The organism is Hymenobacter sp. CRA2 (assembly GCF_002007105.1).
Classification (GTDB): Bacteria; Bacteroidota; Bacteroidia; order Cytophagales; family Hymenobacteraceae; genus Solirubrum.
On sequence record NZ_MVBC01000003.1, the window covers coordinates 329,200 to 353,734 of the forward strand.

At 62.5% G+C, this 24,535-nt stretch carries 18 protein-coding genes; 9 read left to right on the plus strand and 9 right to left on the minus strand.

All coding sequences use genetic code 11. The annotated features are described in order from the left end of the window. Window positions 1-163: 163 nt before the first annotated feature. From B0919_RS07725 to B0919_RS07760, 8 genes are all read right to left on the minus strand, one after another. The gene (locus B0919_RS07725) at window positions 164-829 is read right to left on the minus strand and encodes a cytochrome b/b6 domain-containing protein (protein WP_078011657.1); all 666 of its coding nucleotides are present in this window, start codon (window positions 827-829) and stop codon (window positions 164-166) included. Window positions 830-1,103: 274 nt separating this feature from the next. Next, a complete protein-coding gene (locus B0919_RS07730; RefSeq protein ID WP_078011658.1) occupies window positions 1,104-2,303 on the minus strand; it encodes a pyridoxal phosphate-dependent aminotransferase in 1,200 nt (399 codons plus the stop codon). A gap of 101 nt (window positions 2,304-2,404) precedes the next feature. Then, on the minus strand, window positions 2,405-2,875 hold the full coding sequence (locus B0919_RS07735) for a hypothetical protein (RefSeq protein WP_078011659.1): 471 nt from the start codon (window positions 2,873-2,875) through the stop codon (window positions 2,405-2,407). A 77-nt stretch (window positions 2,876-2,952) separates the two neighbouring features. Next, on the minus strand, window positions 2,953-3,771 hold the full coding sequence (locus B0919_RS07740; protein WP_078011660.1) for a carboxypeptidase-like regulatory domain-containing protein: 819 nt from the start codon (window positions 3,769-3,771) through the stop codon (window positions 2,953-2,955). Between the two features lie 158 nt (window positions 3,772-3,929). Continuing rightward, window positions 3,930-4,649, minus strand: a complete 720-nt coding sequence (locus B0919_RS07745) for a LytR/AlgR family response regulator transcription factor (protein ID WP_078011661.1) — start codon at window positions 4,647-4,649, stop codon at window positions 3,930-3,932. Then, complete coding sequence (locus B0919_RS25175) at window positions 4,649-5,293, minus strand: sensor histidine kinase (RefSeq protein WP_176132919.1); 645 nt, start codon at window positions 5,291-5,293, stop codon at window positions 4,649-4,651. The genes B0919_RS07745 and B0919_RS25175 overlap by 1 nt, the downstream gene beginning before the upstream one ends. A 523-nt stretch (window positions 5,294-5,816) precedes the next feature. Next, window positions 5,817-6,479 carry a hypothetical protein gene (locus B0919_RS07755; protein WP_078011663.1) on the minus strand — a complete coding sequence of 221 codons (663 nt, stop codon included), beginning with the start codon at window positions 6,477-6,479 and terminating at the stop codon, window positions 5,817-5,819. A gap of 311 nt (window positions 6,480-6,790) precedes the next feature. After that, a complete protein-coding gene (locus B0919_RS07760) occupies window positions 6,791-8,335 on the minus strand; it encodes an aldehyde dehydrogenase family protein (protein WP_078011664.1) in 1,545 nt (514 codons plus the stop codon). A 342-nt stretch (window positions 8,336-8,677) separates the two neighbouring features. Here B0919_RS07760 and B0919_RS07765 point away from each other — a divergent pair, with 342 nt between their 5' ends. The 3 genes from B0919_RS07765 to B0919_RS07775 all read left to right on the plus strand — a co-directional run bounded on the left by B0919_RS07765 (window position 8,678) and on the right by B0919_RS07775 (window position 13,777). Further along, window positions 8,678-10,330, plus strand: a complete 1,653-nt coding sequence (locus B0919_RS07765; RefSeq protein WP_078011665.1) for a glycoside hydrolase family 28 protein — start codon at window positions 8,678-8,680, stop codon at window positions 10,328-10,330. A 174-nt stretch (window positions 10,331-10,504) separates the two neighbouring features. Next, window positions 10,505-12,451: a glycoside hydrolase family 88 protein gene (locus B0919_RS07770; RefSeq protein ID WP_078011666.1), complete on the plus strand. Its 1,947-nt coding sequence runs from the start codon at window positions 10,505-10,507 to the stop codon at window positions 12,449-12,451. A gap of 261 nt (window positions 12,452-12,712) precedes the next feature. After that, window positions 12,713-13,777, plus strand: a complete 1,065-nt coding sequence (locus B0919_RS07775; RefSeq protein WP_078011667.1) for a T9SS type A sorting domain-containing protein — start codon at window positions 12,713-12,715, stop codon at window positions 13,775-13,777. 80 nt (window positions 13,778-13,857) lie between these two features. Here the strand turns inward: B0919_RS07775 and B0919_RS07780 are convergent, their stop codons facing one another. Beyond that, on the minus strand, window positions 13,858-14,886 hold the full coding sequence (locus tag B0919_RS07780; protein WP_078011668.1) for a LacI family DNA-binding transcriptional regulator: 1,029 nt from the start codon (window positions 14,884-14,886) through the stop codon (window positions 13,858-13,860). A 275-nt stretch (window positions 14,887-15,161) separates the two neighbouring features. On the opposite strand from B0919_RS07780, the gene kduD reads away from it, so the two are divergent. The 6 genes from kduD (at window position 15,162) to pelA (ending at window position 24,529) form a co-directional block, all read left to right on the plus strand. Then, on the plus strand, window positions 15,162-15,935 hold the full coding sequence (gene kduD, locus B0919_RS07785; protein WP_078011669.1) for a 2-dehydro-3-deoxy-D-gluconate 5-dehydrogenase KduD: 774 nt from the start codon (window positions 15,162-15,164) through the stop codon (window positions 15,933-15,935). A 101-nt stretch (window positions 15,936-16,036) separates the two neighbouring features. Further along, window positions 16,037-16,855, plus strand: a complete 819-nt coding sequence (gene kduI, locus B0919_RS07790; RefSeq protein ID WP_078011670.1) for a 5-dehydro-4-deoxy-D-glucuronate isomerase — start codon at window positions 16,037-16,039, stop codon at window positions 16,853-16,855. 39 nt (window positions 16,856-16,894) lie between these two features. After that, window positions 16,895-20,167 (plus strand): SusC/RagA family TonB-linked outer membrane protein, encoded by a 3,273-nt coding sequence (locus B0919_RS07795; protein WP_078011671.1) that lies wholly within the window; start codon window positions 16,895-16,897, stop codon window positions 20,165-20,167. A 27-nt stretch (window positions 20,168-20,194) separates the two neighbouring features. Further along, window positions 20,195-22,081 carry a RagB/SusD family nutrient uptake outer membrane protein gene (locus B0919_RS07800; protein WP_078011672.1) on the plus strand — a complete coding sequence of 629 codons (1,887 nt, stop codon included), beginning with the start codon at window positions 20,195-20,197 and terminating at the stop codon, window positions 22,079-22,081. Continuing rightward, window positions 22,081-22,428, plus strand: coding sequence for a cupin domain-containing protein (locus B0919_RS07805; protein ID WP_078011673.1), 348 nt, complete (start codon window positions 22,081-22,083; stop codon window positions 22,426-22,428). The genes B0919_RS07800 and B0919_RS07805 overlap by 1 nt, the downstream gene beginning before the upstream one ends. Before the next feature lie 85 nt (window positions 22,429-22,513). Continuing rightward, window positions 22,514-24,529 (plus strand): pectate lyase, encoded by a 2,016-nt coding sequence (pelA, locus tag B0919_RS25645; RefSeq protein ID WP_254846510.1) that lies wholly within the window; start codon window positions 22,514-22,516, stop codon window positions 24,527-24,529. Window positions 24,530-24,535 lie beyond the last annotated feature (6 nt).

Sequence of the window (24,535 nt, forward strand, 5' to 3'; positions counted from 1 at the left end):
GGCGGGGAAAAGAGCAGGCAGCCGAAAATACGGCCGGCGCCGCGTCCGCCACGCAGCCGCCGACGCAAAACCGTGCCACCATCGGCCAAAACAACCAGGCCGGCCGCTGCAAAACCCGAGGTCTTGCAGCGGCCGGCCCAGCGTACAGGGGTTCCGATGAAGCCTATTTGCGGATTTCGCCCCCGTGAATCATATCGGAGGTGATGCCCTTATCCTTGTGCAGCTCGGCCCACACCACGCCCACAATGTGGGCCACCACGAAGGCGATGATGAGGTACATGTTCACGTTGTGAATTTCCTTCACCGTGTGCTCGATCTTGTGCAGGGCCTCCACGTCGTCGGCGTACGTGAGGATGAGGCCCGTTACCACCATCACCGTTAGCAGCAGGTAGAATACCACGTAGGAGTACTTCACCAGCACCGAGTGGCGCATACGAAACGCGCCGTGCTCTTCGGCCTGGTACTCCTTCGAGCGCCGCAGGCGGTGGCGGAACGTCTGCAGCGCCGGAGCAGCCAGCTCGGCCACCAGGCGCCAGCCCAGCAGCACGGCCAGCGTCACGCCGAGGTAAATATGCCAGTCCCAGATGCGGTGGCTCACCACCCGGCCAATGCCGCGGGCCTGCTCCTGGCTCAGCGTGACGCCCGTTTTGGCCAGGTTTTCCTGGATTTTGGGCAGCTGCCCGCGCATGTTGATGATGACGCGCAAAAACAAAATGGTGCTCAGCAGGCCGGAAATGATGGCCGCATTGCTCCAGTGCCAGATGCGCAGGGCACCGGAGTATTTGCTGGTGGCAGGAGCTTCCGTGATGGGAGCAGACGATTGGGACATGACAGAAGAAGGTAAGCCCGCGGTGGGCGGCCGCTAAGCTAGAAAAACCACCGCTTCGACAGTGAGCCAGCTGCCAGGTTTAGAGCCTGCCCGACAAGTGGAACAGCCTGAAACAGGCGGTCATGCCGAGCGCAGTCGAAAACAGTTCGCGTGCTGATGCCCGATAGTAGCTCCACGAGAAGAATATTAGCCAGCAAGATGTCTCGACCAGCTCGACATGACGATCTGCATTTGTCGGATAGGCTTTTTGTTCCTGATCAGAGGAAGAACGGTATCAATGCTGACGACCAGGGTACACGCGCAGCGCTTCGGCCAGGCAATCCATGGCCCGGTCGATGGCCGCCAGGTTGAGCACGTAGGCCAGGCGCACCTCCTGCCGGCCGCCGCCTGGCGTGGCATAGAAGCCCGTGGCTGGCGAGAGCATCACCGTGCCGCCCTCGTGCTGAAACGCCTCCAGCAGCCAGCGCGCAAACCGCTCCGAGTCGTCGATGGGCAGGTGGGGCATCACGTAGAAGGCGCCGCCGGGCACGGGGCACTGCACGCCGGGCATTTCGCGCAGGCGCGCTACCATTCGGTCGCGGCGGGCCTGGTACTCGGCCTTGGTGTGGTCGAAATAAGAGTCGGGCAGTTCGGCGGCGGCTTCGCCCAGCAGCTGGGCCAGGCCGGGCGGGCTGATGCGCATCTGGGCGAAGCGGAAGGCTGCGTCGTGCACCTGCGGGTTCTTGGTAACTAGGGCCCCGATGCGTGCCCCGCAGGCGCTGTAGCGCTTCGAAATGGTATCGAGCAGCACTACGTGGGCTTCGGCCGCGGGTCCCAGGTGCAGGGCGCTGACGTAGGGCGCGTCGTAGCAGAATTCGCGGTAGGCTTCGTCGGAGAGCAGAAACAGCTGGTGGCGCTGGCAGAAAGCCAATAGCTGCTCCAGCTCCGCGCGGGTGTACACGTAGCCGGTGGGGTTGTTGGGGTTGCAGATGAGCACGGCCTTGGTGCGCTCGGTCACGCGCGCTTCCAGATCGGCTATGGGCGGCAAAGCAAAGCCGGTTTCGATGTGCGAAAGCACCGGCACCAGGTGCACGCCCGCCGCAATGGCAAAGGCCGTGTAGGCCCCATAGTAAGGCTCGGGCACGATGACTTCGTCGCCGGGGTTGAGGCAGCTGAGCAGGGCAAACAGAATGGCCTCCGAGCCGCCCGTCGTCACGATGAGGTCATCGGGCGTCACGTCGATGTGGTTGCGCTGGTAGTAGCTGGCCAGCTTCTGGCGGTAGCTCAGGTTGCCGGCCCCGTGCGAGTACTCCAGCACCCGGATATCGGCCTGCTGCACGGCTGCCAGCACGGCCGCCGGCGTCTCGATGTCGGGCTGGCCGATGTTGAGGTGGTACACGTGAATGCCGCGGGCTTTGGCTGCGTCGGCGTAGGGCGTGAGCTTGCGGTACGGCGACATGGGCATGGCCGCGCCGCGCTGGGAGACTTGGGGCATGGGCCTAAAGATAGCCGCCAGGGCATTTTAACCAGCAGCTAAATTGCTCAGGCAAAAAGCGGAGCCGCCGGGCCGCAGCCGGCGAAGCGCTCAGGCCCGCGCTACTGGCGCAAATACCGACGCAGCTGGCGCCGAACGCGGGCAGGCAGTGTGCCGTGCGCCGCGTGGTCGGCCAGAACCTGGGTTTCGCGCTCCGGGCGGTACGCAATGAGTTGCTGCACGCCTACCCCGGCTATCGGGGCCATCAGCACACCAAAAACCAGGGCGTGCTGACCAAAGCCGAGCCGAAATGTCGTCCCACCTAGGCCAAACCCGCCGCCCGAACTGCTGGAGGCATCGGGCTGACTGGCGGTAGCCACGCCGGCCAGCGTCAAATCGGCGGCTATGGCCCCGCCCGCCAGCAGGGCGCCCAGGCGGCGGTGCCGGACGAAAAGACGGTGCACCGCCTGGGCCGTGTCGGCAGTGCTCGAAGGCCGCGTTACTGCCGGTAGAGCGTTATCGGCGGCGGGTAACTGCTGCGCCAGGGCCGGGCCGGAAAGAAAGAGCGTCCACAGTAGGATAATGCGTGGCATAATAGACAGGTAATGAGATAAGTAGCTGCCGTTGCTGGCGCTGTATGCGCCTGGAGGGTAGAATAATTCCGGCCGGGCTAGAAGGTGATGTCGAAGCGGCCGTTGGTGATGCGCACCTTAGCAGCGGCGGTGCCGGACGTGTTAGTGGTCAGATCGGCCACGAACTCAAAGGTGCCGGCGGCCGTCCGGTTGGTCAGATCGAAGCGGGTGATGTGCACCGTGCCCACGGGCTGGTTGGCGTAGCTGGTGGCGTGGCGGTCCATGGTTCCAAAACGGTCCAGGTAGTTGCTGACCATGGCAAACGGGTACTCTGCCACGCCAAGCGTGTAGTTGCCGACGCCTTGGAAAGCAGTGCCCGGTGCCCGTACCAAGTGCGGCAGTACCAGCGAAACCGCTTGATGAGCGCCGTTGGGCGCGGCGACTGTGCTGCCCTCCAGGGAGAAAAAGGAGTCGTAGATCTGGCCGTAAAACAAGGCCCCGGCCTGTTGCGGCACGCCATCCTGCTCCCAGCTCATGGTGCCGCGGATACGCCCGTCGCGCACCAGCTGCATGCCGGCGGTTGTGGTTTGGCCGGCTTGCACCATCAATACTATCGGCGTAGTCGGGCTATAACCCGTGATGGGCGCTGCCGTGAGGGAATAAGTGCCGATCGGTACTGCTGCAAATTCAAAGGCGCCCGTCGTGGCGTTGGGGGCCACCGTGTTATAGGTGCCATCGGCGGCTGTCAGTGTCAGGCTGGTAGCGGCGCCGAGCGGCGTCACTACGCCTTGCACCTTGCCGGTAGTGGGCGCGGGGGGCACCGACTCCTTGGTGGAGCACGAACTCAGCAACAGGGCCAGGACCAGGCCAAATAAAGCACCAACGGTACGAAGGCAGGAGGAAAAGAACGTAAGCATCGTAGTCAGGAAGATGAAGCTGAAGTAGAAGAAGATAAGAGGCCGGGAAGCCTATTAGGGCAACTCCCAAGGCCATATGAGCCGGGCGCTGGCTGATTTAGCAGGCAGCGGTTGAGAAAAGCAGGACTTTGGGAGTAATCGGCAGCTGCGGCGGGTGCTTAGCCGCCCACCACGTGGCGCTGCAAGGCCTCGAAGAAGCCCCGGCGGTAGGTGTCGCCGAGCGGGGCGCTGGCCTTGCCGTCCTGAAACAGGATCTGGTTGCCGTCCAGGGCTTTGATTTTGGGCAGCGACACGATGTAGGACTTGTGCACGCGCATGAACTGCGTGGCCGGCAGCCGGTCCTGCAGGTCTTTGATGTTGAGCAAGGTGATGATGCGCTCCTGCTCGGTGTAAATGGACACGTAATTCTTGAGCCCCTCCACGTACACGATTTCCTCGAAGGCCACCTTGCGCATCTTGCCCTTGCTTTCGGTCTTGACGAAGATGTAGTTATCGGGGGGCAGGGTCACGGGCTGGGTTACGGGGGCTTGGGCCTTCAGCGCTTTTTGTGCCGCCTTCAGAAACCGCTCGAAGGCAATGGGCTTGAGCAAGTAGTCCAGGGCTTCCAGTTCGAAGCCTTTGAGGGCAAACTCGCTGTAGGCCGTGGTCAGAATGACCTGGCACTTGCCCGTCAGCAACGGCATCACGTCGAGACCCGACAGCTGGGGCATGTGGATGTCGAGAAACACCAGGTCCACGGGCTGCGTGGCCACGATGCGCAGGGCCTCCACTGGGTTGGTGGTGCTGGCCGCCAGCTCCAGAAAGGGCGTTTTCTGCACAAACTGCTGGAGAATATCGATGGCGCCCTGCTCATCGTCGACAATAAGACACTTAATCACTAGAGGACCAGGTGAAGGTGGGTAGTGTAGGAGTCGGGGCCGTCGTGAACGGTGAGCTGGTGGCGCTCGGGGTAAATGGCGGCCAGCCGGCGGCGCGTATTGTCGAGCCCGATGCCGGTGGAGTGTTCCACCGGACCGGTGCGCTTGCGGTTGCTGGTGTACAGCCACAGCTGGTTTTCTTCCACCCGTACCTGCACCAGCAGCGGGTGCGCCGCATCGAACAGCTCGCCGTGCTTGAAGCAGTTCTCCACGAAGGTGATGAGCACCAGCGGCAGAATCAGCAGAAACTGCGTGCTGCCCTGCACCTCAAACCGCACCTGTAGCTGCTGGCCGAAACGCAGCTGATTCAGAGCCACGTAATTGCGCAGGTGCTGAATTTCCTTGTCCAGCATCACCTTGCCCTGTTCGCCGCCCTCGTTCAGGGCGTAGCGCATGATGTCGGAGAGCAGCAGCACGCTCTTGGCCGTGGGCTCCGAAAGCGGATACACCTGGGCGTAGAGGAAGTTGAGCGCGTTGAAAAGGAAGTGCGGGTTGATCTGGCTTTTGAGAAAGGCAATGTCGGCCTCCAGCAAGCCGCGCTCCTGCTCCCGCAACCGCTGCTCCTGCACGCGCAGCTGCTTTTGGATGCCAAGCGCGTGCTTCATGTAAGCGTAAGCTAAACTATAAGTGTAGAATAGTACCCCGCGAAGTATGCCATAAGAAAGCAGGATGCGCAGGCTACGGTTGGGGATAAGCAGCGGGATATGTAAGTAGTCAAGCAGCGAAGTCGTGAAATAACGAATCGTTATATAAGCTGCGAGCAGGCCAATGACGCCGGCCGTGTATGCGCCATACTTTTTGGGAATGAAAAAGCGCGGAAACAGCCATTCGCTGTGGCTGTACACCAAGCCTGCATACAAGGAGAATTGAAACAGGGAATCTACGGGGTGCGGAAACGGAATCTGCACCCCGATGATATAAGCGACTTCGTAGAGGTAATAGGCTATCCAAACGGCCAGATGAGAAAGGATAGTCTTGAGGCGCGTCACGTTAATTGCTAGCCGGAGTGGAGTATCGGAGGATAGCGCAAAGGTGTTCATAAATCCAGCGTGACTTAGCAAAGCGCGAAGTGTCTAGCGAAAAACTGCCCGTGCGGGGCTGGCTTACTGGCCTGCGCGGTTCGGGCGCCTAGTGCACCAAGCTGATTTTGATACCGGCTTCCAGATGCGGAGCCAGCCGCAGCCCTTGGTAGCTGGTCAGTCCCATCCGGCGCGTTTCCAGCCCTGCGCCCAGGTAAGCGTCGAGCAGGCCGTGGCCGCCCACGCGGTGCTGCGTGCCCCATAGCACCGACAGGGCTGTGACTTCGTGGTGCAAACGCGGCGCGTAAAAAGGCGTGAAGCTGGTGGTGGCCTGTGCTGCTAGGTAGTTGCCCACGAAAGGCCCGTGGGCGCGCCCTTCGGCCCGGCGCTTTTCCTGGTGGTAGTAGTAGCGCGCGCCGGCATCCACGCCCAGCTCGGTGACGATGGCGTTGCGGCCCGCTTCGGGGGCGGCGGTGCGCGCGCCTACCCGCCATGCGCTGGAGACGTTGGCATAGGCCGCCCACGCCGGGGTGAGCTGCCGCTCCACGCCGAGCACCACCGGCAGCGCCGTGCCGCGGTAGCCGCCAATGGTGAGCCCGCGGGTAAGACCGGTGCCCAGCTTGACCAGAGAGGTGGAGGTAAAAGCCGGGGCCGGCGTCGTGGCCGCCGAAGTCGGGTCGGCCAGTTCCTGGCTTGCTTGCGCCTGAGACACTACCGGAGCACCAATGCTAGCCGTAAAAATCGAGGCACAGAGGTAAAGGTTGGTACGCATGGGTAAGGGTTAGTAAGGGGTAAAAGGGCTGAATACTAATCCATCAGTGCTCCGGGGAGTGTCGTTGGCTGAACTGGCGCTGATGATGGAACAAACCTATACCGGCCAGCAGGCCCGCCAAAAACTATTACACCAACGCCGCGTTTGGCAGGACCAACCCTAGTCAGCTGCCTGCTTCCCGCGCCTGAGTCAGGCAGTTTTTCGCCTCACCTGACTTTGAGCCCGGCCTATACACCGGCGCCGATTGAGCATAAAAAAACCGCAGGCCGATGAGCCTGCGGTTTTCGTTTGCGTCGGTTCGGGCGCCTTGTTTAGGTCGTCTCCGGCAGCAGAATGGCGTCTTCGTAGTTGCCGAGCACCGGCTCGGTGGGGGCACCCTGCGTCACGGCTTCCACCAGCAGCTTACCGCCCACGAAAGCACCCTTCCACGACTCGCCCAGGCCGCCGAACACTTCTTCCCGGTCGCCGCGCGAGCGGAGCTTGTTGATGCCCACCTTAAAGGCGCGCACTTCCTTGGCCGTGCGCTGGGCCCATTTCTGGTCGTCGGAGGCTACGGCGGCCACCAGCGCACCGTTCGAAATGTTCATTTCGCCCACCAGCTCCTCCACGCGGTCCACCAGCACCACCGAGTCGATGGGGCCGAAGGGTTCCTTGAAGTACAGCTCGCTCTGGCGCGGCAGGTTCACCAGCCCGCGCGGGGCGCGGTAGGCGGAGCGGTCCTGATCGGGCAAAAACAGCGAGTCGTCGAGCCTGCCCTCGTAGAAGGGCGTAGCGCCGGTTTTGAGCGCGTCGGCGTAGAGGCGGTCGAGGTCCTCGGCCTGGCGGCGGTTGATGACCGGGCCGAAAGCCAGGTCGGGCAGCTTGTCGCCGGGGTTGTCCAACAGCGTGGGGTTGCCCACTTTCAGGCTGCGGATGGAGTTCTGGTAGGTTTCCAGGAACTGCGGGAACAGGCGCCGCTCCACCACGAAGCGCACGTAGGCCGTGCAGCGCTGCTTGCCGTAGTCATAACCCTTCTTCAGCTGGTCGCCCAGGGCGTTCCAGTCGCTGAAATTCCAGATGCCGTAGGTGTTCACGCCCTCCATTTCCAGCATGTAGCGCTTGTGCACCGAGGCCAGCGCGTCGGCGATGTTGCGGCCGTTGTAGCGCCCGCCCACGAACGACAGGCAGTCGATGGCCTGGTCCTTCACCAGCACGTCGCTCAGCTCGCCACCCGAGCCGCTCACCAGCGTCACGGGCAGGCCGGCGCGGCGGGCAATGGCAAAGGCGAGGCTCAGCGAGATAAAGCCGCCGTCGGTGGGCGTTTTGGCCACGGCCGCGTTGCCGCAGAGCACCTGCACCAGCACGGCGTGCATCAGCACCGAGAAGGGGTAGTTCCAAGAGGCAATATTCGATACTACACCCAGCGGCTCGCGGCGGCCGAGCATGCTCTCGATGTGGTCCACGTACCACTGCGCCCCGTCGATGCAGCGGTCGATGTCGGTGAAGCCCAGCTTGTAGGTTTTGCCGATTTCCCACATCAGCAGCTTGCCGATGAGCTCGGCGTGCTGGCGCAGCTGATCGAGGGTATCCTGCACGCGGTGCTTGCGCTCATCCAGGTCCACGCGGCCCCAGTCGGCGGCTTCGCGGTGGGCGGCCTGCACGGCGCGCAGGGCGGTGGCGCGGTCCAGCATGGGCAGCGCACCCAGCACGGAGCCGTCGATGGGCGAGACGAAGTCCTGCGGCTTGCCGGGCTCCTGCCAGCGGCCTTCCATCAGGTTGAGGTACTTGCCGTCCTGGTCGAAAATTTCGGGGGTGACTTGCTTCACCTGCCGGATCAGCTCGGCAAACTCGACTTGGGGGGAAACGATTTTAGGCATGGTACTGCGGTAAAGCGCCGTCCGGCTACCGGGGCGCAACTGTGGGACGATGGGGCGGCCGCGGCGCCTGCCGTGCCGGCCGGTGAGTAAGACCGCCCGAAGAACGTAGAAAATACTACGCTCCTACAGATAGAGCGGCGGGAATGTTTGTGAGAACGTTCCCGATATCGTTTGCGCAAATAAAAGCGCGGCCCGTTTCGCCGCGCCCGCGCGGTTTGGCCTAATATCAGCATGTAGAATAGGGTTGCTTTGCCACCACGCGGCCACTCCGGCGCGCCACAACCTCGTTTGCCGGGCCTCCAGTGGGCCGCTATCCGCCGTCTTTTCCCACCCATTGCGTACATGAAAACACTGCTTGTCGCTGGTTTACTCAGCTTCGCGGGCGCCGTCGCCGCGCAGGCCCAGGTCCCGAACCTGCCCGCCGTCAAAACCACTTCTTTCCGCGCCGATACCTTCTCCATCGCGAAGCAGGGCGCCGTGGCCGATGGCCAGACGCTCAACACCGAAGCCTTCCGCAAAGCCATCGACGCCTGCTCGCAGGCCGGCGGCGGGGTGGTGCTGGTGCCCCGCGGCATGTGGCTCACCGGCCCCATCGTGCTCAAAAACAACGTGAACCTGCACTTGGCCAAAGGTGCCCTGGTGCAGTTTTCGGCCAACCGCAACGATTACCCGCTGATCAAAACCAACTGGGAAGGCCTAGATGCCGTGCGCAACCTCTCGCCGCTCTACGGCGCCGACCTGGAGAACATTGCCATTACGGGCCAGGGCACGTTCGACGGGGCTGGCGACGCCTGGCGCCCCGTAAAGAAGAGCAAGCTCAACGACACGCAGTGGGATAAGCTGCTGGCCTCGGGCGGCGCGCTGAACGCCAAAAAGGACACCTGGTACCCCTCGGAGCAGTCCTTGAAGGCCTCCACCATGGACAAGCCCGGCGTGCTGACGGCTTCGAAAACCGACATCAAGGACTTCCAGGACGTGAAGGACTTCCTGCGCCCCAACATGCTCAGCCTGCAGCGCTGCAAGCGGGTGCTGCTGGAAGGCTTCACCATCCAGAACTCGCCGGCCTGGACCATCCATCCGCTGCTCTGCGACGACATCATCATCCGCGGCGTGACGGCCCGCAACCCCTGGTACGGGCAGAACACCGACGCGCTGGACCTCGAATCCTGCCGCAACGGCGTGGTGGAGGACTGCGTGTTCGACGTGGGCGACGACGGCATCTGCATCAAGTCGGGCCGCGACGAGCAGGGCCGCAAGCGCGGCATCCCGACCGAGAACTTCCTCTTCCGCAACTGCCGCGTGTACCAGGCCCACGGCGGCTTCGTGATTGGCTCCGAAATGTCGGGCGGCGCGCGCAACCTCTACGTGCAGAACTGCACCTTCATGGGCACCGATGTAGGCCTGCGCTTCAAGACGGCCCGCGGCCGCGGCGGCATTGTCGAAAACATTTTCGTCGACGGCGTGGACATGACCGACATTGCCGGCCAGGCCATCCTGTTCGATATGTACTACGCCGCCAAGGACCCCGTGCCGCTGAAAGGCGAATCGACGGCGCCGCCCGAAATGAAGGCCGAGCCGGTAGGGGAGGGCACGCCGCAGTTCCGCAACTTTCAGATCAGGAACGTGACCTGCAAGGGTGCCGAAACCGCCATCCTGGTGCGCGGCCTGCCCGAAATGGCCATCAAGAACATCAGCATCGAAAACGCGGTGCTGGAGTCGGATAAGGGCTTGGTGTGCCAGGAGGCCGAGAACATCCGCCTCAAGAACGTGACCATCCTTTCCAAGGAAACCAAGCCGGTACTCGAAGTCCAGAATGCCCGCGACATTACCCTCGACGGTATCAAGTACGCCAACGGCGCCGACGTGCTGCTGCGCGTAAGTGGCGACCGGACCAAAAACGTGAAGGTGTCGAACACCAACACCAAGTCGGCCAAGAAAGACGTGGAAATGGGCGCCAACGCTCCCAAGAAAGCCGTGTCGATCAGCAAAAGCTAAAAACTACAAGCTAGCTCCCCTCCTCAGATGAGGAGGGGTTGGGGGTGGTTGAAAGGCTAGAAATAGAAAGCTAGAGCTAGAAGTCGTTCAACGATTAATCAACCACCCCCGGCCCCTCCTCCTCTGAGGAGGGGAGCTAATTCTGGCTTAGCTCCAAGCTTCTCCATTACAAGAATGAAAAACCGTTTTCGTCTTTTCCCGCTGCTAGGCTTGCTGGCGCTGAGTCCGGCCGCCGAAGCCCAACAAGCCCCGGCCGCCGCCAAGCCCGCTATGTCGCAGCGTATGGCTGACTCGTTTATGGGCTGGTTTCCGGATTCCATCGTCATCGGCAACCGCAAAACGGCCCGCTGGGACTACGAGCAGGGCCTGATGCTGAAGGCCCTGGAGCGCGTGTGGCAGCGCACCGGCGACCCGAAATACTACAGCTACATCCAGAAGGACCTCGACCAGTTTATCCGCGAGGACGGCACCATCCGCACCTACAAGCTGGAGGATTACAACCTCGACAACCTCACCACCGGCCACGCCGTGCTGATGATGAGCCAGGTGTCGCTGGGCAGTGCCAATACCCAGCAGAAGTACGTGAAGGCGGCTCAGCTCCTGCGCAAGCAGCTCGACGCGCAGCCGCGCACCAAAGCGGGCGGCTTCTGGCACAAGAAGGTGTACCCGAACCAGATGTGGCTCGACGGCCTGTACATGGCCGAGCCCTTCTACGCCGAGTACAGCAAGGTTTTCAACCAGCCCCAGGGTTTCGACGACGTCGCCAAGCAGTTTGCGCTGATTGAAAAGAACCTTGTCGACCCCAAAACCGGCCTGCTCTACCACGGCTACGACGAGAGCAAGGAGCAGAAATGGGCCAACAAAACCACCGGCCAGTCACCCAACTTCTGGGACCGGGGCATGGGCTGGTACGCCATGGCCCTCGTGGATGTGCTCGACTACTTCCCGCAGAACCATCCGCAGCGCCAGCAGCTCATCAAGGACGTGCAGCGCCTCGCGCCGGTGCTGGTGAAGTACCAGGATGCTAAGACCGGCACCTGGTCGCTGGTGGTAGACCAGGCTTCGCGCAAGGGCAACTACGCCGAGGCCTCGGGCAGCAGCATGTTTGTGTACTTTCTGCAGAAGGGCGTGCGCATGGGCTACCTCGACAAGAAGTACGCCGACGCCGCCCGGAAAGGCTACGACGGCCTGCTGAAAACCTTCGTAGCGGAGGAAAGCGGCGCCCTGGCCCTGAACGGCACCGTGAGCGTGGGCGGCCTGGGCGGCAACCCCTACCGCGACGGCTCCTTCGAGTACTACCTTTCCGAGCCGTTGCGCAAAAACGACCTGAAGGGCGTGGGCCCGTTTATCCTGGCCAGCATCGAGATGGAAACGGCCGGCGACCAGGCCGTAGGCAAGAGCAAGACCGTGGCCGTGGACAATTACTTCAACCACGAACTGCGCAAGAACCCCATCACCGGCGAGCAGGAAACCTGGCACTACACCTGGGACGACCGCACCCACGGCGGCTTCTACTTTTGGGGCACGCAGTGGCGCGACCTGGGCGCCCAAACCAACTATGTGACTTCGGCACCCACCGCGGCCTCGCTCAAGAACGTGGACGTGTACATCATCGTCGATCCGGACACCAGGAAGGAAACACCGCAGCCCAACTTCGTGCAGCCCGCGCACATCAAGGCCGTGACCGACTGGGTGAAAGCCGGCGGCGTGTTGGTGCTGATGGCCAACGACACGAGCAACTGCGAAATCCCGCGCTTCAACAAGCTGGCTGAAGCCTTCGGCATGCACTTCGACGCGGTGAACCTGAACATGGTGAAAGGCAGCCAGTTCGAGCAGGGGCTGGTGGAGCTGCCGGCCGGCAACCCGGTGTTTAAGACCGCCCGCGCTGCCTACATCAAGGAGCTGGCCCCGCTCACGCTCAGCGGCCCGGCCAAGCCGGTCATCAGCAAGGACAAGTACGTTATCATGGCCTCGGCCAAGGTGGGCAAGGGCACCGTCTTCGCCGTGGGCGACCCGTGGCTGTACACCGAGTACGTGGACGGCCGCAAGATTCCGGCGCAGTTCCAGAATTTCGCCGCTGCCAAGGACCTTGCTACCTGGCTGCTACAGCAGGCCAGGTAGGCACAGCTTGTTCTGTGAATTATACCATAGACGGCGCGGTTGTTTCCTTGGCGAAGCAGCCGCGCCGCGCTGTTTAGTGATTACTCACTCTGCACAAAATGCGGCTAAAAAGTCGTTGGCAACGTTCCCGATAACGTTTGCAGTAAATTATTAAGACCGGGTCTGCGTGAATACATTGTAAATAGTGCAATTTACATGTCAGTTTCTGGCCAACTTAATCTTTAGGCCAGCTCATCTGAACCATTCCCTTACATAAATTCTATGAAACAACTCCTACTCTCGCAACTCACTCGCAAGGTTGGCATGGCCTGTGCCGCGGCACTGCTCTCGGGCCTGGGCACGCAAGCCGTAGCTCAGACGGCTACGCCGGTGTACCAGTTCTGGTCCTTGCGCGTCAACAACCAGGATAGCTCCGCCGTGCGCTCCTCCAACGTCTCGGCTACCACGCCCACGCTCAAGCGTCTGGTGGTGTCGAACAACCAGAGCATCAACGACAACGGCACCACGCGCAACCCCGTGCCCACGTACTCCAGCAAGTACGGCATGGCCTTCGCGCCGGCGGCCGATGGCAGCGGCTGGAACAGCAGCCTCAACGGCCCGGGCGGCACGGTAAACCGCCGCTTCTACGTGCAGTTCAACGTTACGCCGACTACCGGCTCCACGGTGCGCGTCGATTCGCTGATTGCCAACACGATGTTCCTGCTGACCTCCTCGAACACCTTTTTGGCAGTGGCTTACTCGAAATCGGGTTTTGTGAGCGACTCTACCACCATCACTGGCGGCAAGAGCCCCTCGGGCAACACCGTCGGTGGCGGCTTCCCGGCCACGGCTACGCTGCCCGCCGATGGCCCGGCGCCCATTGCATTGTCGCAGGTGAACACCACCACCGGCAACATTGCTACCTACCGCTTGGCCCTGAACAATGCCGCCGGCGTGACCGTAACCGCCCCGCAGACGCTGAGCATCCGCCTCTATTACAGCTGCAGCGCCAACGCCGCCAACGCTTCGCGCTACGCCCTGCTGAAGGACGTGCTGGTGAAGAGCACGCAGCGCCTGGTAACTGGCACCAAAGTGCCGAAAGCCACCGCTGGCCTGGCCGTGTACCCCAACCCGGTGCAGGACAAGCTGACGGTAAACCACGAAGCTACCCGCACGGCTGCCCGCATCAACGTGTACGCCGCTACCGGCCAGAAAGTAGCCTCGTTCGTAACCCGTCCTAACACCACCGAGACGCCCATTTCGACGGCTGAGCTGGCCAAGGGCATCTACCTGGTGGAGTACGCCAGCGACAACGCCCGCGTGACGTCGCGCCTGGTGAAGGAATAAGCTACGCCAAGTACCCCTAAAAGCACTGAGCGCCGGCAGGACTTTCCTGTCGGCGCTCGGTCGTTAATACCCATCGGGGGCTACAGTGCTTCGGCTGCGGGCCGCGTCGATTCGCGCACCACTAGGTGCGAGGGAATGGTGATGGTGCTCGGCGGGGCGGCTTTTTGCTTCCGCTCAATCAATTCAATGAGACGCTCGGCCGCCATCTGCCCGATTTCCTGGGCCGGCTGCACCACCGTGCTCAGCGAGGGGGAGAGCAGGTCGGCCACGTTCAGGTTGGTGAAGCCGATCAGCGAGACTTCCTGCGGAATGGCAATGTGCCGCTTCTGCAGGGCTGCCAGCGCGCCCAGGGCCAGGCGGTCGGAGGCGGTAAAGAAGGCGTCGGGGCGCGGCGACTGAGCCAGTAGCTCGTCCACCATACCGGTGGCCTCGTCGGGCCCGAAAGTGCCGTAGCGCACCAGGTTCTCGTCGTACTCCAGCCCGTACTGCTCCAGGGCGGCGCGGTAGCCGGCCAGGCGGTCCTGCGTGATGGACATCCACGGCGGAATGGTCAGGTGGGCAATGCGCTTGCGCCCAGCCTTGATCAGGTGCTCAGTGGCGGCGAAGGCCCCGGCGAAGTTGTCGGCCACCACCTTGGTCGTGTTCAGCTCGTTCGATACGCGGTCGAACTGCACGATGGGCATGTTGCGCTCCTGTAGTTCGCGCAGGTGCTCCACGTCGGAGGTTTCGCTGGACAGGGAAATCAGCAGCCCGTCGACCTTGCGCGACATGGCCTGCTGCACGTTGGCCACCTCCCGCTCGTAGGACTCGTGCGTCTGAAAAATGATGACGTGGTAGCCGCGGTTGTAGGCAATGGCCTCGATGCCGTTGATAGCCTGCGAGAAGAAGTAATTGGCAATCTGCGGCACGATGACGCCGATGGCCCGGGAGCTGCTGCCCTTGAGACTCAGCGCAATGGGGTTGGGGCGGTAATTCAGGCGCTCGGCGTACTCCAGCACCAGACGCTTGGTTTCCGGATTGATTTCGTAGCTGCCGCGCAAAGCCCGCGAAACCGTGGAGGTCGACAGGTTCAGGGCGCGCGCAATGTCTTTTATGGTGACGGTATCCAAGACGGGTGGGCTGGTGAAAGTACAATTAATCGGGACGCGTAGTTAAGGCTTTTTTTTGGCTCCGAAGCAGGTGGGTACAGCAGAGTCCGAAAGTCAAACTGTTGGCGTTTGACTTATTGCGCCGGATGGCAACGTTCCCGATAACGTTTGCGCAAATAAAGTCAGAAGGCCGTTTCCTTTTGTGCGGGGAGCTATGAAAATTAACAAACCAGCTGGCTTCAAACGACTTCGTTGCCAGCTGATTGAACCCCGAAAAGTTACTAACCCCGCCCCACATGGCCCACGTTCCCGAATGGTTTAGTCTCGCTGGCAAAGTAGCCCTGGTGACGGGCTGCAACAAAGGCATTGGCCAAGCCATGGCGCTGGGCCTGGCCGAAGCCGGCGCGGACATCGTCGGGGTATCGGCCAGCATGCCGCTCAGCGGCAGCGACACCGAGCAGCAGGTGCAGGCCCTCGGCCGCCGCTTCACCGCCTACCAGTGCGACTTCAGTCAGCGCGCCAAAGTCGACGCCTTCATTGCCCAGGTGCTGCAGGACTTCCCGCGCCTCGACATCCTCGTCAACAACGCCGGCACCATCAAGCGCGCCCCGGCCGCCGAGCACTCCGACGAGCTGTGGGATGAAGTGCTGCAGATCAACCTCGACGCGCCGTTCCGCCTGGCCCGCGCCATCGGCGGGCGCATGCTACAGCAGGGGAGCGGCAAAATCATCTTCACGGCCTCGCTGCTCACCTTCCAGGGCGGCATCAACGTGCCGGGCTACGCGGCCAGCAAAGGCGCCATCGGTAGCGTGGTCAAAGCCCTGGCCAACGAATGGGCTGGCCGCGGCGTGAACGTTAATGCCATTGCTCCGGGTTACATCGCCACCGACAACACCGAAGCCCTGCGCAACGACCCCGACCGCTCCGCCAGCATCCTCGGCCGCATCCCGGCCGGCCGCTGGGGCACCCCCGACGACTTCAAAGGCCCGACGGTGTTCCTCGCCTCCTCGGCTGCCGACTACGTGCACGGCACCATCCTCACCGTCGACGGTGGCTGGATGGGCCGCTAAGCTCTAATGAGGAATGAAGAAGGACTAAGGAGCCCCACCCACATCCTAGCCTTCGCACGATTTCATTCCTCCTGTTTTATTTCTCCTTCTTCCTTCTCCCGATGACCCAACGCTTCGCCGTCAGCCCCCGCGAAACCGCCCAGATGAACACCGCCGAGCTGCGGGACCATTTTCTCATTGAGCAGCTCTTCGTCAGCGGCGACATCACGTTGGTGTACACCCACTACGACCGCATGATTGTGGGCGGCGTGGAACCGGCCGGCCAAATCATCAGCCTGCCCAACCCCGACGAGCTGAAGGCGAACTTCTTCCTAGAGCGCCGTGAACTGGGCATCCTCAACATCGGCCAGCCCGGCCAGGTGACGGTGGACGGCCAGACCTACGAGCTCGGCAACCAGGACTGTCTGTACGTGGGCCGCGGCTCGAAGGAAGTGAGCTTCGCCGGCGCGGGCGCCAAGTACTACGTGCTGTCGGCCCCGGCCCACAAGGAATACCCCACCACGCTGAAAACGCAAGCCGAAGCCACGCCCGTGGAAATGGGCGCTATGGAAACGGCCAATCAGCGCACCATCTACAAGTACATCTACTCGGAGGGCATCCAAAGCTGCCAGCTGGTGATGGGCCTGACGCAGCTGAAAGCCGGCTCGGTGTGGAACACCATGCCGAGCCACACGCACACGCGGCGCATGGAGGCTTACCTGTACTTCAACCTGCCCGAAAACCAGCGCGTGCTGCACCTGATGGGCGAGCCGAGCGAGACGCGCCCCCTATGGGTGTCCGACGAGCAGGCCATCCTCTCGCCGCCGTGGTCCATCCACACCGGCTGCGGCACCGCGGCCTACGCCTTCATCTGGGGTATGGCCGGCGAAAACCTCGAATACACCGACATGGACCCCGTGAGCATCCACCAGCTGCGCTAGTCCTTCGCAATAGCCTTTGATTCCCACATCGTTCTTACCATGAAAAAAAATCTACTGATGGTCGCGCCGCTGCTCAGCGTTGCGGTGATGGCCTCGGCTCAGCAAACCCGGCAAATCACGGGTGTTGTGCGGTCGGAGAAAGGGGAAGCGCTGCCCGGCGTGACCGTGGTAGTAAAAGGTACCACCAACGGTGCCTCAACGGATCCGGATGGCAAGTTCAGCCTGAACGTATCGGGCACGGCCGACGTGACGCTGCGGGTGAGCTACATCGGCTTCACCCCGCAGGACGTACCGGTGGGCACCAGCGGCACGGTGAACGTGACGCTGAAGGAAGACGCCCAGACCCTGAGCGACGTGGTCGTAATCGGCTACCAGGCCGTGGAGCGCAAGGACGTGACGGGCTCGGTATCGTCGGTCAACTCTAAGCAACTGAAGGACATCCCCGTCAACTCGGCGGCTGAAGCGCTGACCGGCCGCTTGGCCGGCGTGCAGCTGACCTCGTCGGAAGGCACGCCCGGCAACCTGAACGTGCAGGTGCGCGTGCGCGGTGGGGGCTCCATCACCCAAGACAACTCGCCGCTCTACGTAGTGGACGGCATCCAGATTGAAAACGCGCTGAACGTCATTGCTCCGCAGGACATTCAGTCGGTAGACGTATTGAAGGACGCCTCGGCTACGGCCATTTACGGGGCCCGCGGTGCCAACGGCGTGGTTATCATCACCACCAAGAAGGGCCTGGAAGGCCGCACGGTGGTGAGCTACAACGGCTTTGCCGGCTTCCGCAAAATCAGCAAGACGCTGGGCGTGCTCGGGCCTGACGACTACCTGAACTACCAGTTCGAGCGCACCAGCGTCATCGGCAACGCCTCGGGTGGCCTGGCCACGTTCGGCACGCTGTTTGGCTCGCCCCGCTTCAACAACGATACCCTGCAGCGGGCGCGCCAGGCACCAAACATCAACTGGCAGGACGAAGTGTTCGGCCGCAGCGCCTTCCAGCAGACGCACAACGTGTCGGTGGCCGGCGGCGTGAAGGGCACGACCTACGCGCTGAGCCTGACACGCAACACCGAAGACGGGATTCAGCGCGGCTCCGACTACGAGCGTAACCTGGTGAACTTCCGCTTCGACACGAAGGCCACCGACCGGTTCCGCGTGGGCTTCAACATGCGCTTCAACAACCAGCAGACCAACGGGGCAGGCACGTCCTCGTCGGGCTCGAACACGACCTCGCGCCTGCGCAACGCGGTGCAGTTCCAGCCGCTGGCCGTGCCGCGCCCCGATGGCTCGGTAGTGGATATTTCCTCTTTCGACCCGGAGTTCTTTGAGCTGTCGTCGTTGGCCAACCCGATAGTAGTTATCGACAACGAGCAGCGCCAGGACAAGCGTCGCACCATTAACGTGGGCGGCAACGTGGCCCTGGACCTGTTCAAGGGCCTGACGTTCCGCTCCACGGCCGGCTTCGACATCAGCAACTTCGACCTAAGCACGTTCAACGGGCGTTATTCACCGTTGCTGCGCGGCTCGTCGGGCGGCTACGCCAACCTGCCCACGGCTTACATCTCCGCCACTACCCAGCAGACGCTCAACAACTCGAACGTGCTGGACTACAGCTACAAGAAGGACAAGCACGTCCTGGGTGTACTGCTGGGCCACGAGGTGTACACGCAAATCAACCGCCAGCAGGAAATCCAGACGAACTTCCTGCCGCTGGACATCACCGCCGAGCGGGCCTGGGCCAACATCAACCAGGGTGTGCTGCCTCCTGGCCAGACCTCGCAGCCGGTACTGCCGCAAACCGGCATTCCGCAGAACTACCGTCTGCTGTCGGGCTTTGGGCGCATCACCTACTCCTACGACGACAAGTACCTCTTCACCGGTACCTTCCGCGCCGACGGCTCCTCGAAGTTTAAGCAGGGCAATAAATGGGGCTACTTCCCCGGTGCCTCGGTGGCGTGGCGCATCTCCAGGGAAAACTTCTTCCAGGGCGTAGAAGCGGTGAACGACCTGAAGCTGCGCTTTAGCTACGGTGCCGCCGGCAACAACCGCATTGCCGACAACCTGTACTACGGCCTGTTCCAGGCTGGCGTGGCGCCGTACTCGCTGGGCGGCGTTATCGTGAACGGCGCGGCTTCGACGCGCCTGGCTAACCCCGGGTTGAAGTGGGAGACGACGACCACGCGCGACATCGGCCTGGACCTGGCTTTGCTGCAGAACCGCGTGCAGCTGACGGCCGACGTGTATTACAACACGACCTCGGACCTGCTGCTCAACAAGCCGTTGCCGGCCTTCGTGGGCTACCCCGTGCAGCAGCAAAACGTGGGTAAAACCGCCAACCGTGGTATCGAGCTGCAGTTGACGGGTACCATCATCCAGAACAGCAATTTCACCTGGACGGCCACGGCTAATGCCTCGATGAACCGTGGCAAAATCGTGAGCCTAGGGGGCGACCAGCAGGAAATCCCAGCCATTACCTCGGGCTGGGCCAATCAGGCCTCGCTGGTGCCGGATTACGTGGCTCGCGTCGGCCAGCCCGTCGGCCAGATGTACGGCTACGTGACCGACGGCTTCCTCACTGCCGACGACTTCGAGAGCTACACGCCCTCTACTACGCCCGGCGGCTTGGGCACCTGGGTGCCCAAGCAGGGCTTGGTAAACAACCTGGGCCTGATCGGCGAAAACGCCTTCCGGCCCGGTCTTATTAAGCTGAAGGACCTGAACGGTGACGGCAAAATCGACGACAGCGACCGTACCGTTATCGGCAACGCCAACCCCAAAGTGGTGGGCGGCCTGAACCAGCAGTTCACCTACAAGGGCTTTGATGCCAGCGTCTTTGTGAACTTCGTGCTGGGCAACGACGTCTACAACGCTAACAAAATCGAGTTTACCTCGAACACGCCCAACACGGCCTTCAGCAACGTGCTGGACATCATGAGCGACCGGTACCGCATCATCGAGGCCGACGGCTCGCCCATCACCTCGCTGGAGCGCCTGCGCGAAGCCAACCAGAACGCCAACATCTGGACGCCTACCCGCAACTTCTTCCTGCACTCCTGGGCGATAGAGGACGGCTCCTTCCTGCGCGTGAACAACGTGACGCTGGGCTATACCCTGCCGAAGACCCTGACTACCCGCGCCAAGGTGCAGTCGCTGCGTTTCTACGTGACGCTCAACAACCTCTACACGTTCACCAAGTACACCGGCTTCGACCCGGAAGTGAACACCCGCCGTTCCTCACCGCTGACGCCCGGCGTAGACTACGCCGCCTACCCGCGCAGCCGTGCCTTCCTCTTCGGCGTGAACCTCTCCCTCTAATTCCCCACCCGTTTCTCCATTCTGAATATGAAATCGTTCAGCTTCTTTCGGGCCGCGCTGATTGCCGCAGCCGCGACGGGTTCGGCCGGTGCGCTGTCGTCGTGCAAAGATTTTCTGGAGGTCGACCCGGTCGCCCTGAATACGACGGAATATACCTTTAGCACGGTTGATGGGGCTACGGCCGCCATCATCGGGGCCTACGACCCGCTCTCGGGCGACAACGGCTACGGCACCCGCATCAGCATGTACTACCCCTACGACTCGGACGAGATGATCGGGTCGTCGGGGGCTCCCGATGGTGGCCGCCGTAGCATTGCCCGCTACACGGCAGCAGCCACCAACTCGGAAATCAACAACCCTTGGAACCAGCTGTACCAAGGTGTGGAGCGCGCCAACATCTGCATCCAGCAGATTCCGCAGTCGCCGGCCTACACCAGCGGCAGCGCCGCCGACATCGCGGCCATGAAGCGCCTGCACGGCGAGGCGCTGACGCTGCGTGCGCAGTACGTCTTCGAGCTGGTGCGCAACTGGGGTGACGTGCCGGTGCAGTTCAACCCGTCGGTATCGGGCCAGGATTTCAACCTGCCCAACGCCGACCGCAATGCTACGCTCACCCGCCTCATCGAGGACCTGGCTACCGCCGAGCAGCTGGTGCCTTGGCGCTCCGAGGCCGGCACGGCCAATGAGCGCATCACCAAAGGCGCCGTGAAAGCCCTGCGCGCCCGCATTGCCATGTTCCGCGGTGGCTACAGCGAAAACCCGCGCACCGGCGCCTTCGAGCGCCAGGGCGACTACCTCGACTACTATCGTATTGCCCGCCAGGAATGCGCCGAGCTGATGGCCCGCCGCACCGAGCACGACCTGAATACGAGCTTCCTGGAGGTGTTCAAAAGTATGAACGAGAAGCGCCCCGAGGCCAAGCACGAAATCATGTTCGAAGTGGGCATGTCAACGGCTACCGGCGCCTCGGGCAGCAAGCTAGGCTACTACAACGGCCCACGTCTGCGCAACGCCAGCGGCACCTACGGCTCGACGCAAGGCGCCGTGACCATCGCGCCGCCGTACTTCTACGCTTTCGATTCGACCGACACCCGCCGCGACGTTACCATCACGACCTACGAAATTGGGTCTACCAGCAACTTCCAGTCGGGGGTGGCACTGAGCGCCATCACCGACGGTAAGTGGCGCCGCGACTGGCACGTGCCGCCCGTTACCGGCTCGGTAAACTACCTGGACTACAACTGGCCCATCATTCGTTTCGCCGACGTGCTGCTGATGTTTGCCGAAGCTGACAACGAGCTGAGCGGCACCCCGAGCCAGGCCGCTAAGAATGCCTTCTTGGAGGTGCGGGCACGCGCTTTCGGCGGCAACCGCTCCAAAGCTGAAACTACGCTTACGCAGGCCGGCCTCAACCTGAACTCCAAATCAGGGTTCTTCGACGCCATCGTGAACGAGCGTTACCTGGAGTTTGGTGGCGAAGCCATCCGCAAGTACGACCTGCTGCGCTGGAACCTGTTCGCCACCAAGATTGCCGAAGTAAAGGCCAACATCGAGAAGATGGCCAAGAACGAGGCGCCGTACCAGAACATTCCGCAGTACATGTTCTACCGCACGCCCTCGGCTAGCCCGGTGCAGTGGGTAAACTCGTTCTACCGGCCTTCGCCGTACACCACCGCGCCCGCCGGCACTACCCGCGTCAACTGGCGCCAGTCCATCAACGCGGCTTATATCGCCAATACGAAGCCGGCTGGTACCAGCTATTCGCTAACCCTCAACGGGACCACAACGACCGAAACCAGCGCCGGCACGGGGCTAGCGGCCGAATATCGTCCTGGTCAAGGCAAGGAGCTGCTGCCCATTCCGCAGGCTACGCTGTCGGCCGACCCGGCTCTGCAGCAAAACTTCGGCTACTAATGCCTGCTGCCGAATACGCCTCTGTGCTATTCCACGCCGGCCACGGGCTCCAACTGGAGCCCGTGGCCGAGGGCGTGCGCCGGCAGGTGCTGGCCTACGGGCCGGAACTGATGCTGGTGCGCGTGGCCTTCGAGGCCGGTGCCGTAGGTGCCGAACACCAGCATCCGCACGCGCAGACCAGCTACGTAGAGAGCGGCGAGTTTGAGTACACCATAGCCGGCGAAACCCGCGTGCTGCGCCCCGGCGACAGCTGCTTTGTGCCTGGCAATACGCTGCACGGCACCACCTGCCGCCAGCCCGGCGTGCTGCTCGACAGCTTCAGCCCCCTGCGGAAAGATTTTGTGTAAAACGGTTCTGCCGAGGCGGAATACTAGAATAGTGATGCGAGGAACGATGAAACGTTGGTTGACTTTGCTGGCCGCAGCGGCCGGAATGACCATAGTGACTTGCCCGGCTACGGCTCAGCAAATCACTGTGGCCCCGGACGGCTCGGGCCAGTTCAAGACGGTGCAGGAGGCCATCAACAGCCTGCCCGCGCACGCCGACAAGCAGCGCGTCATCTACCTGAAGAAAGGCACCTACCGCGAGCAGCTGTACATCGACGGCAAGGACCACCTGACCCTGCGCGGACAGGGCGAAAAGAACACCATCATCACGGTGTCTCTGGCCCGCGAGGCTGCCCGCTGCGCCGGCAAAACCGACGACTGGGGCGTGGCCACCATCAACGTGCGCAACGCACCGGACCTGAGCTTTGAGGAGCTGACCGTGGTGAACAGCTACGGCCTCGACTCGCCCGGCGAAACGGTGATTCCCTGCCCCACGGACCCGGCCGGCCAGAAGAAAATCAGCGGCTCGACCCACCAGATGGCCTTGCGCACCTTCGCCGGCTCGCCCCGGATGAAGTTTGTGCACTGCACCTTCCGCGCCTACGGCGGCGACACCGTCAGCCCCTGGGACACCGAAGCGGGCCAGTTCTACTTCAAGGACTGCACCCTGGAAGGCGGCGTCGACTTCTACTGCCCACGCGGCTGGGCCTACGCCGAAAACTGCCGCTTCATCTGCCACAGCAACTCGGCCGCCATCTGGCACGACGGCACCGGCAACCGCGAATCCAAGACCGTACTCAAGAACTGCACCTTCGAAGGCGACCCGGGCTTTAAGCTGGGCCGCTACCACCGCGAGTCGCAGTTTTACCTCGTCGACTGCAAGTTCGCCCCGAACATGGCCGACGCGGATATCTACCATGCTACCTCGGGTCCCGGCACCCCGCTGTGGGGCCGCCGCGTGTACTACAGCAACTGCCACCGCCAGGGCGGCGACTTCGCCTGGCACAAGGACAACCTGAGCACCGCCGCCGGTGCGCCCACGGCCAAGCAGATCAACGCCGCCTGGACCTTCGGTGGCGCCTGGGACCCGGTGACGGGCAAGGTGGGCGCGCTGCCCGGTGGTGCCGCCGCTGCTACGGCCGCTAAGGATTCCGTGGCCGAGCGCATGCTGGTGTACCAGCGCGCTATCGGCGGCTGGCCCAAGGCGGTGGGGGAGAAGAAGGTGGACTACCAGCACGCGCTGACGGCCGCCGAAAAAGCCGCCACGATGAAGGATGCCAACCGCAAGGACGCGACCATCGACAATAACGCTACCACGCGCGAAATCACCTACCTGCTGGGCGCCTACAAGCGCACCAACAACCTCGTCTACCGCCAGGCGGCCGAGCGCGGCATTCGCTACCTGCTCACCATGCAGCACAAGAACGGCGGCTTCCCGCAGTTCTACCCCGACAGCAGCTCCTACCGCGCCCAGATTACCTACAACGACAACGCCATGGTGCGCGTGCTGTGGGTGCTGAAGGGCGTGGCCGACAAGCAGGGCGACTACGCCCTGGTCGACTTCAACTTGGTGCCGGCCGCCGAACAGGCCGTGCAACGCGGCGTGCAGTGCATGCTCAAGACGCAGTACGTGCAGAACGGCAAGCTCACCGCCTGGTGCGCCCAGCACGACCGCCGCACCCTGCTGCCCTGCAAGGCCCGCGCCTTCGAGCTGGCCTCGCTCAGCGGCATGGAAACGGTGGGCATCGTGGAGTTTCTGATGGCCCAGCCCAACCCCACGCCGGAAATCAAGCAAGCCATTGAGGCGGCGGTGGCGTGGCTGAACGAGGTCAAAATGGAAGGCTACGCCGTGAAGGACGTGGACGACCCCGCGCAGCCTACAGGTAAGGACAGGAGAGTGGTGCAGGAGGCGGGTTCTACTTTGTGGGCACGCTTCTACGACCTGGAAACCAACAAACCCATTTACGTCGGCCGCGACGGGGTGAAACACGCCTCGCTGGCCGACATCGAACACGAACGCCGCGTGGGCTACGCCTACAACGGCACCTGGCCAGCTAAGCTGCTGACCAAAGAATACCCCAAGTGGCAACACCAGGGCGCGAACGGAAAGAGCGGATTATAAGAGAAT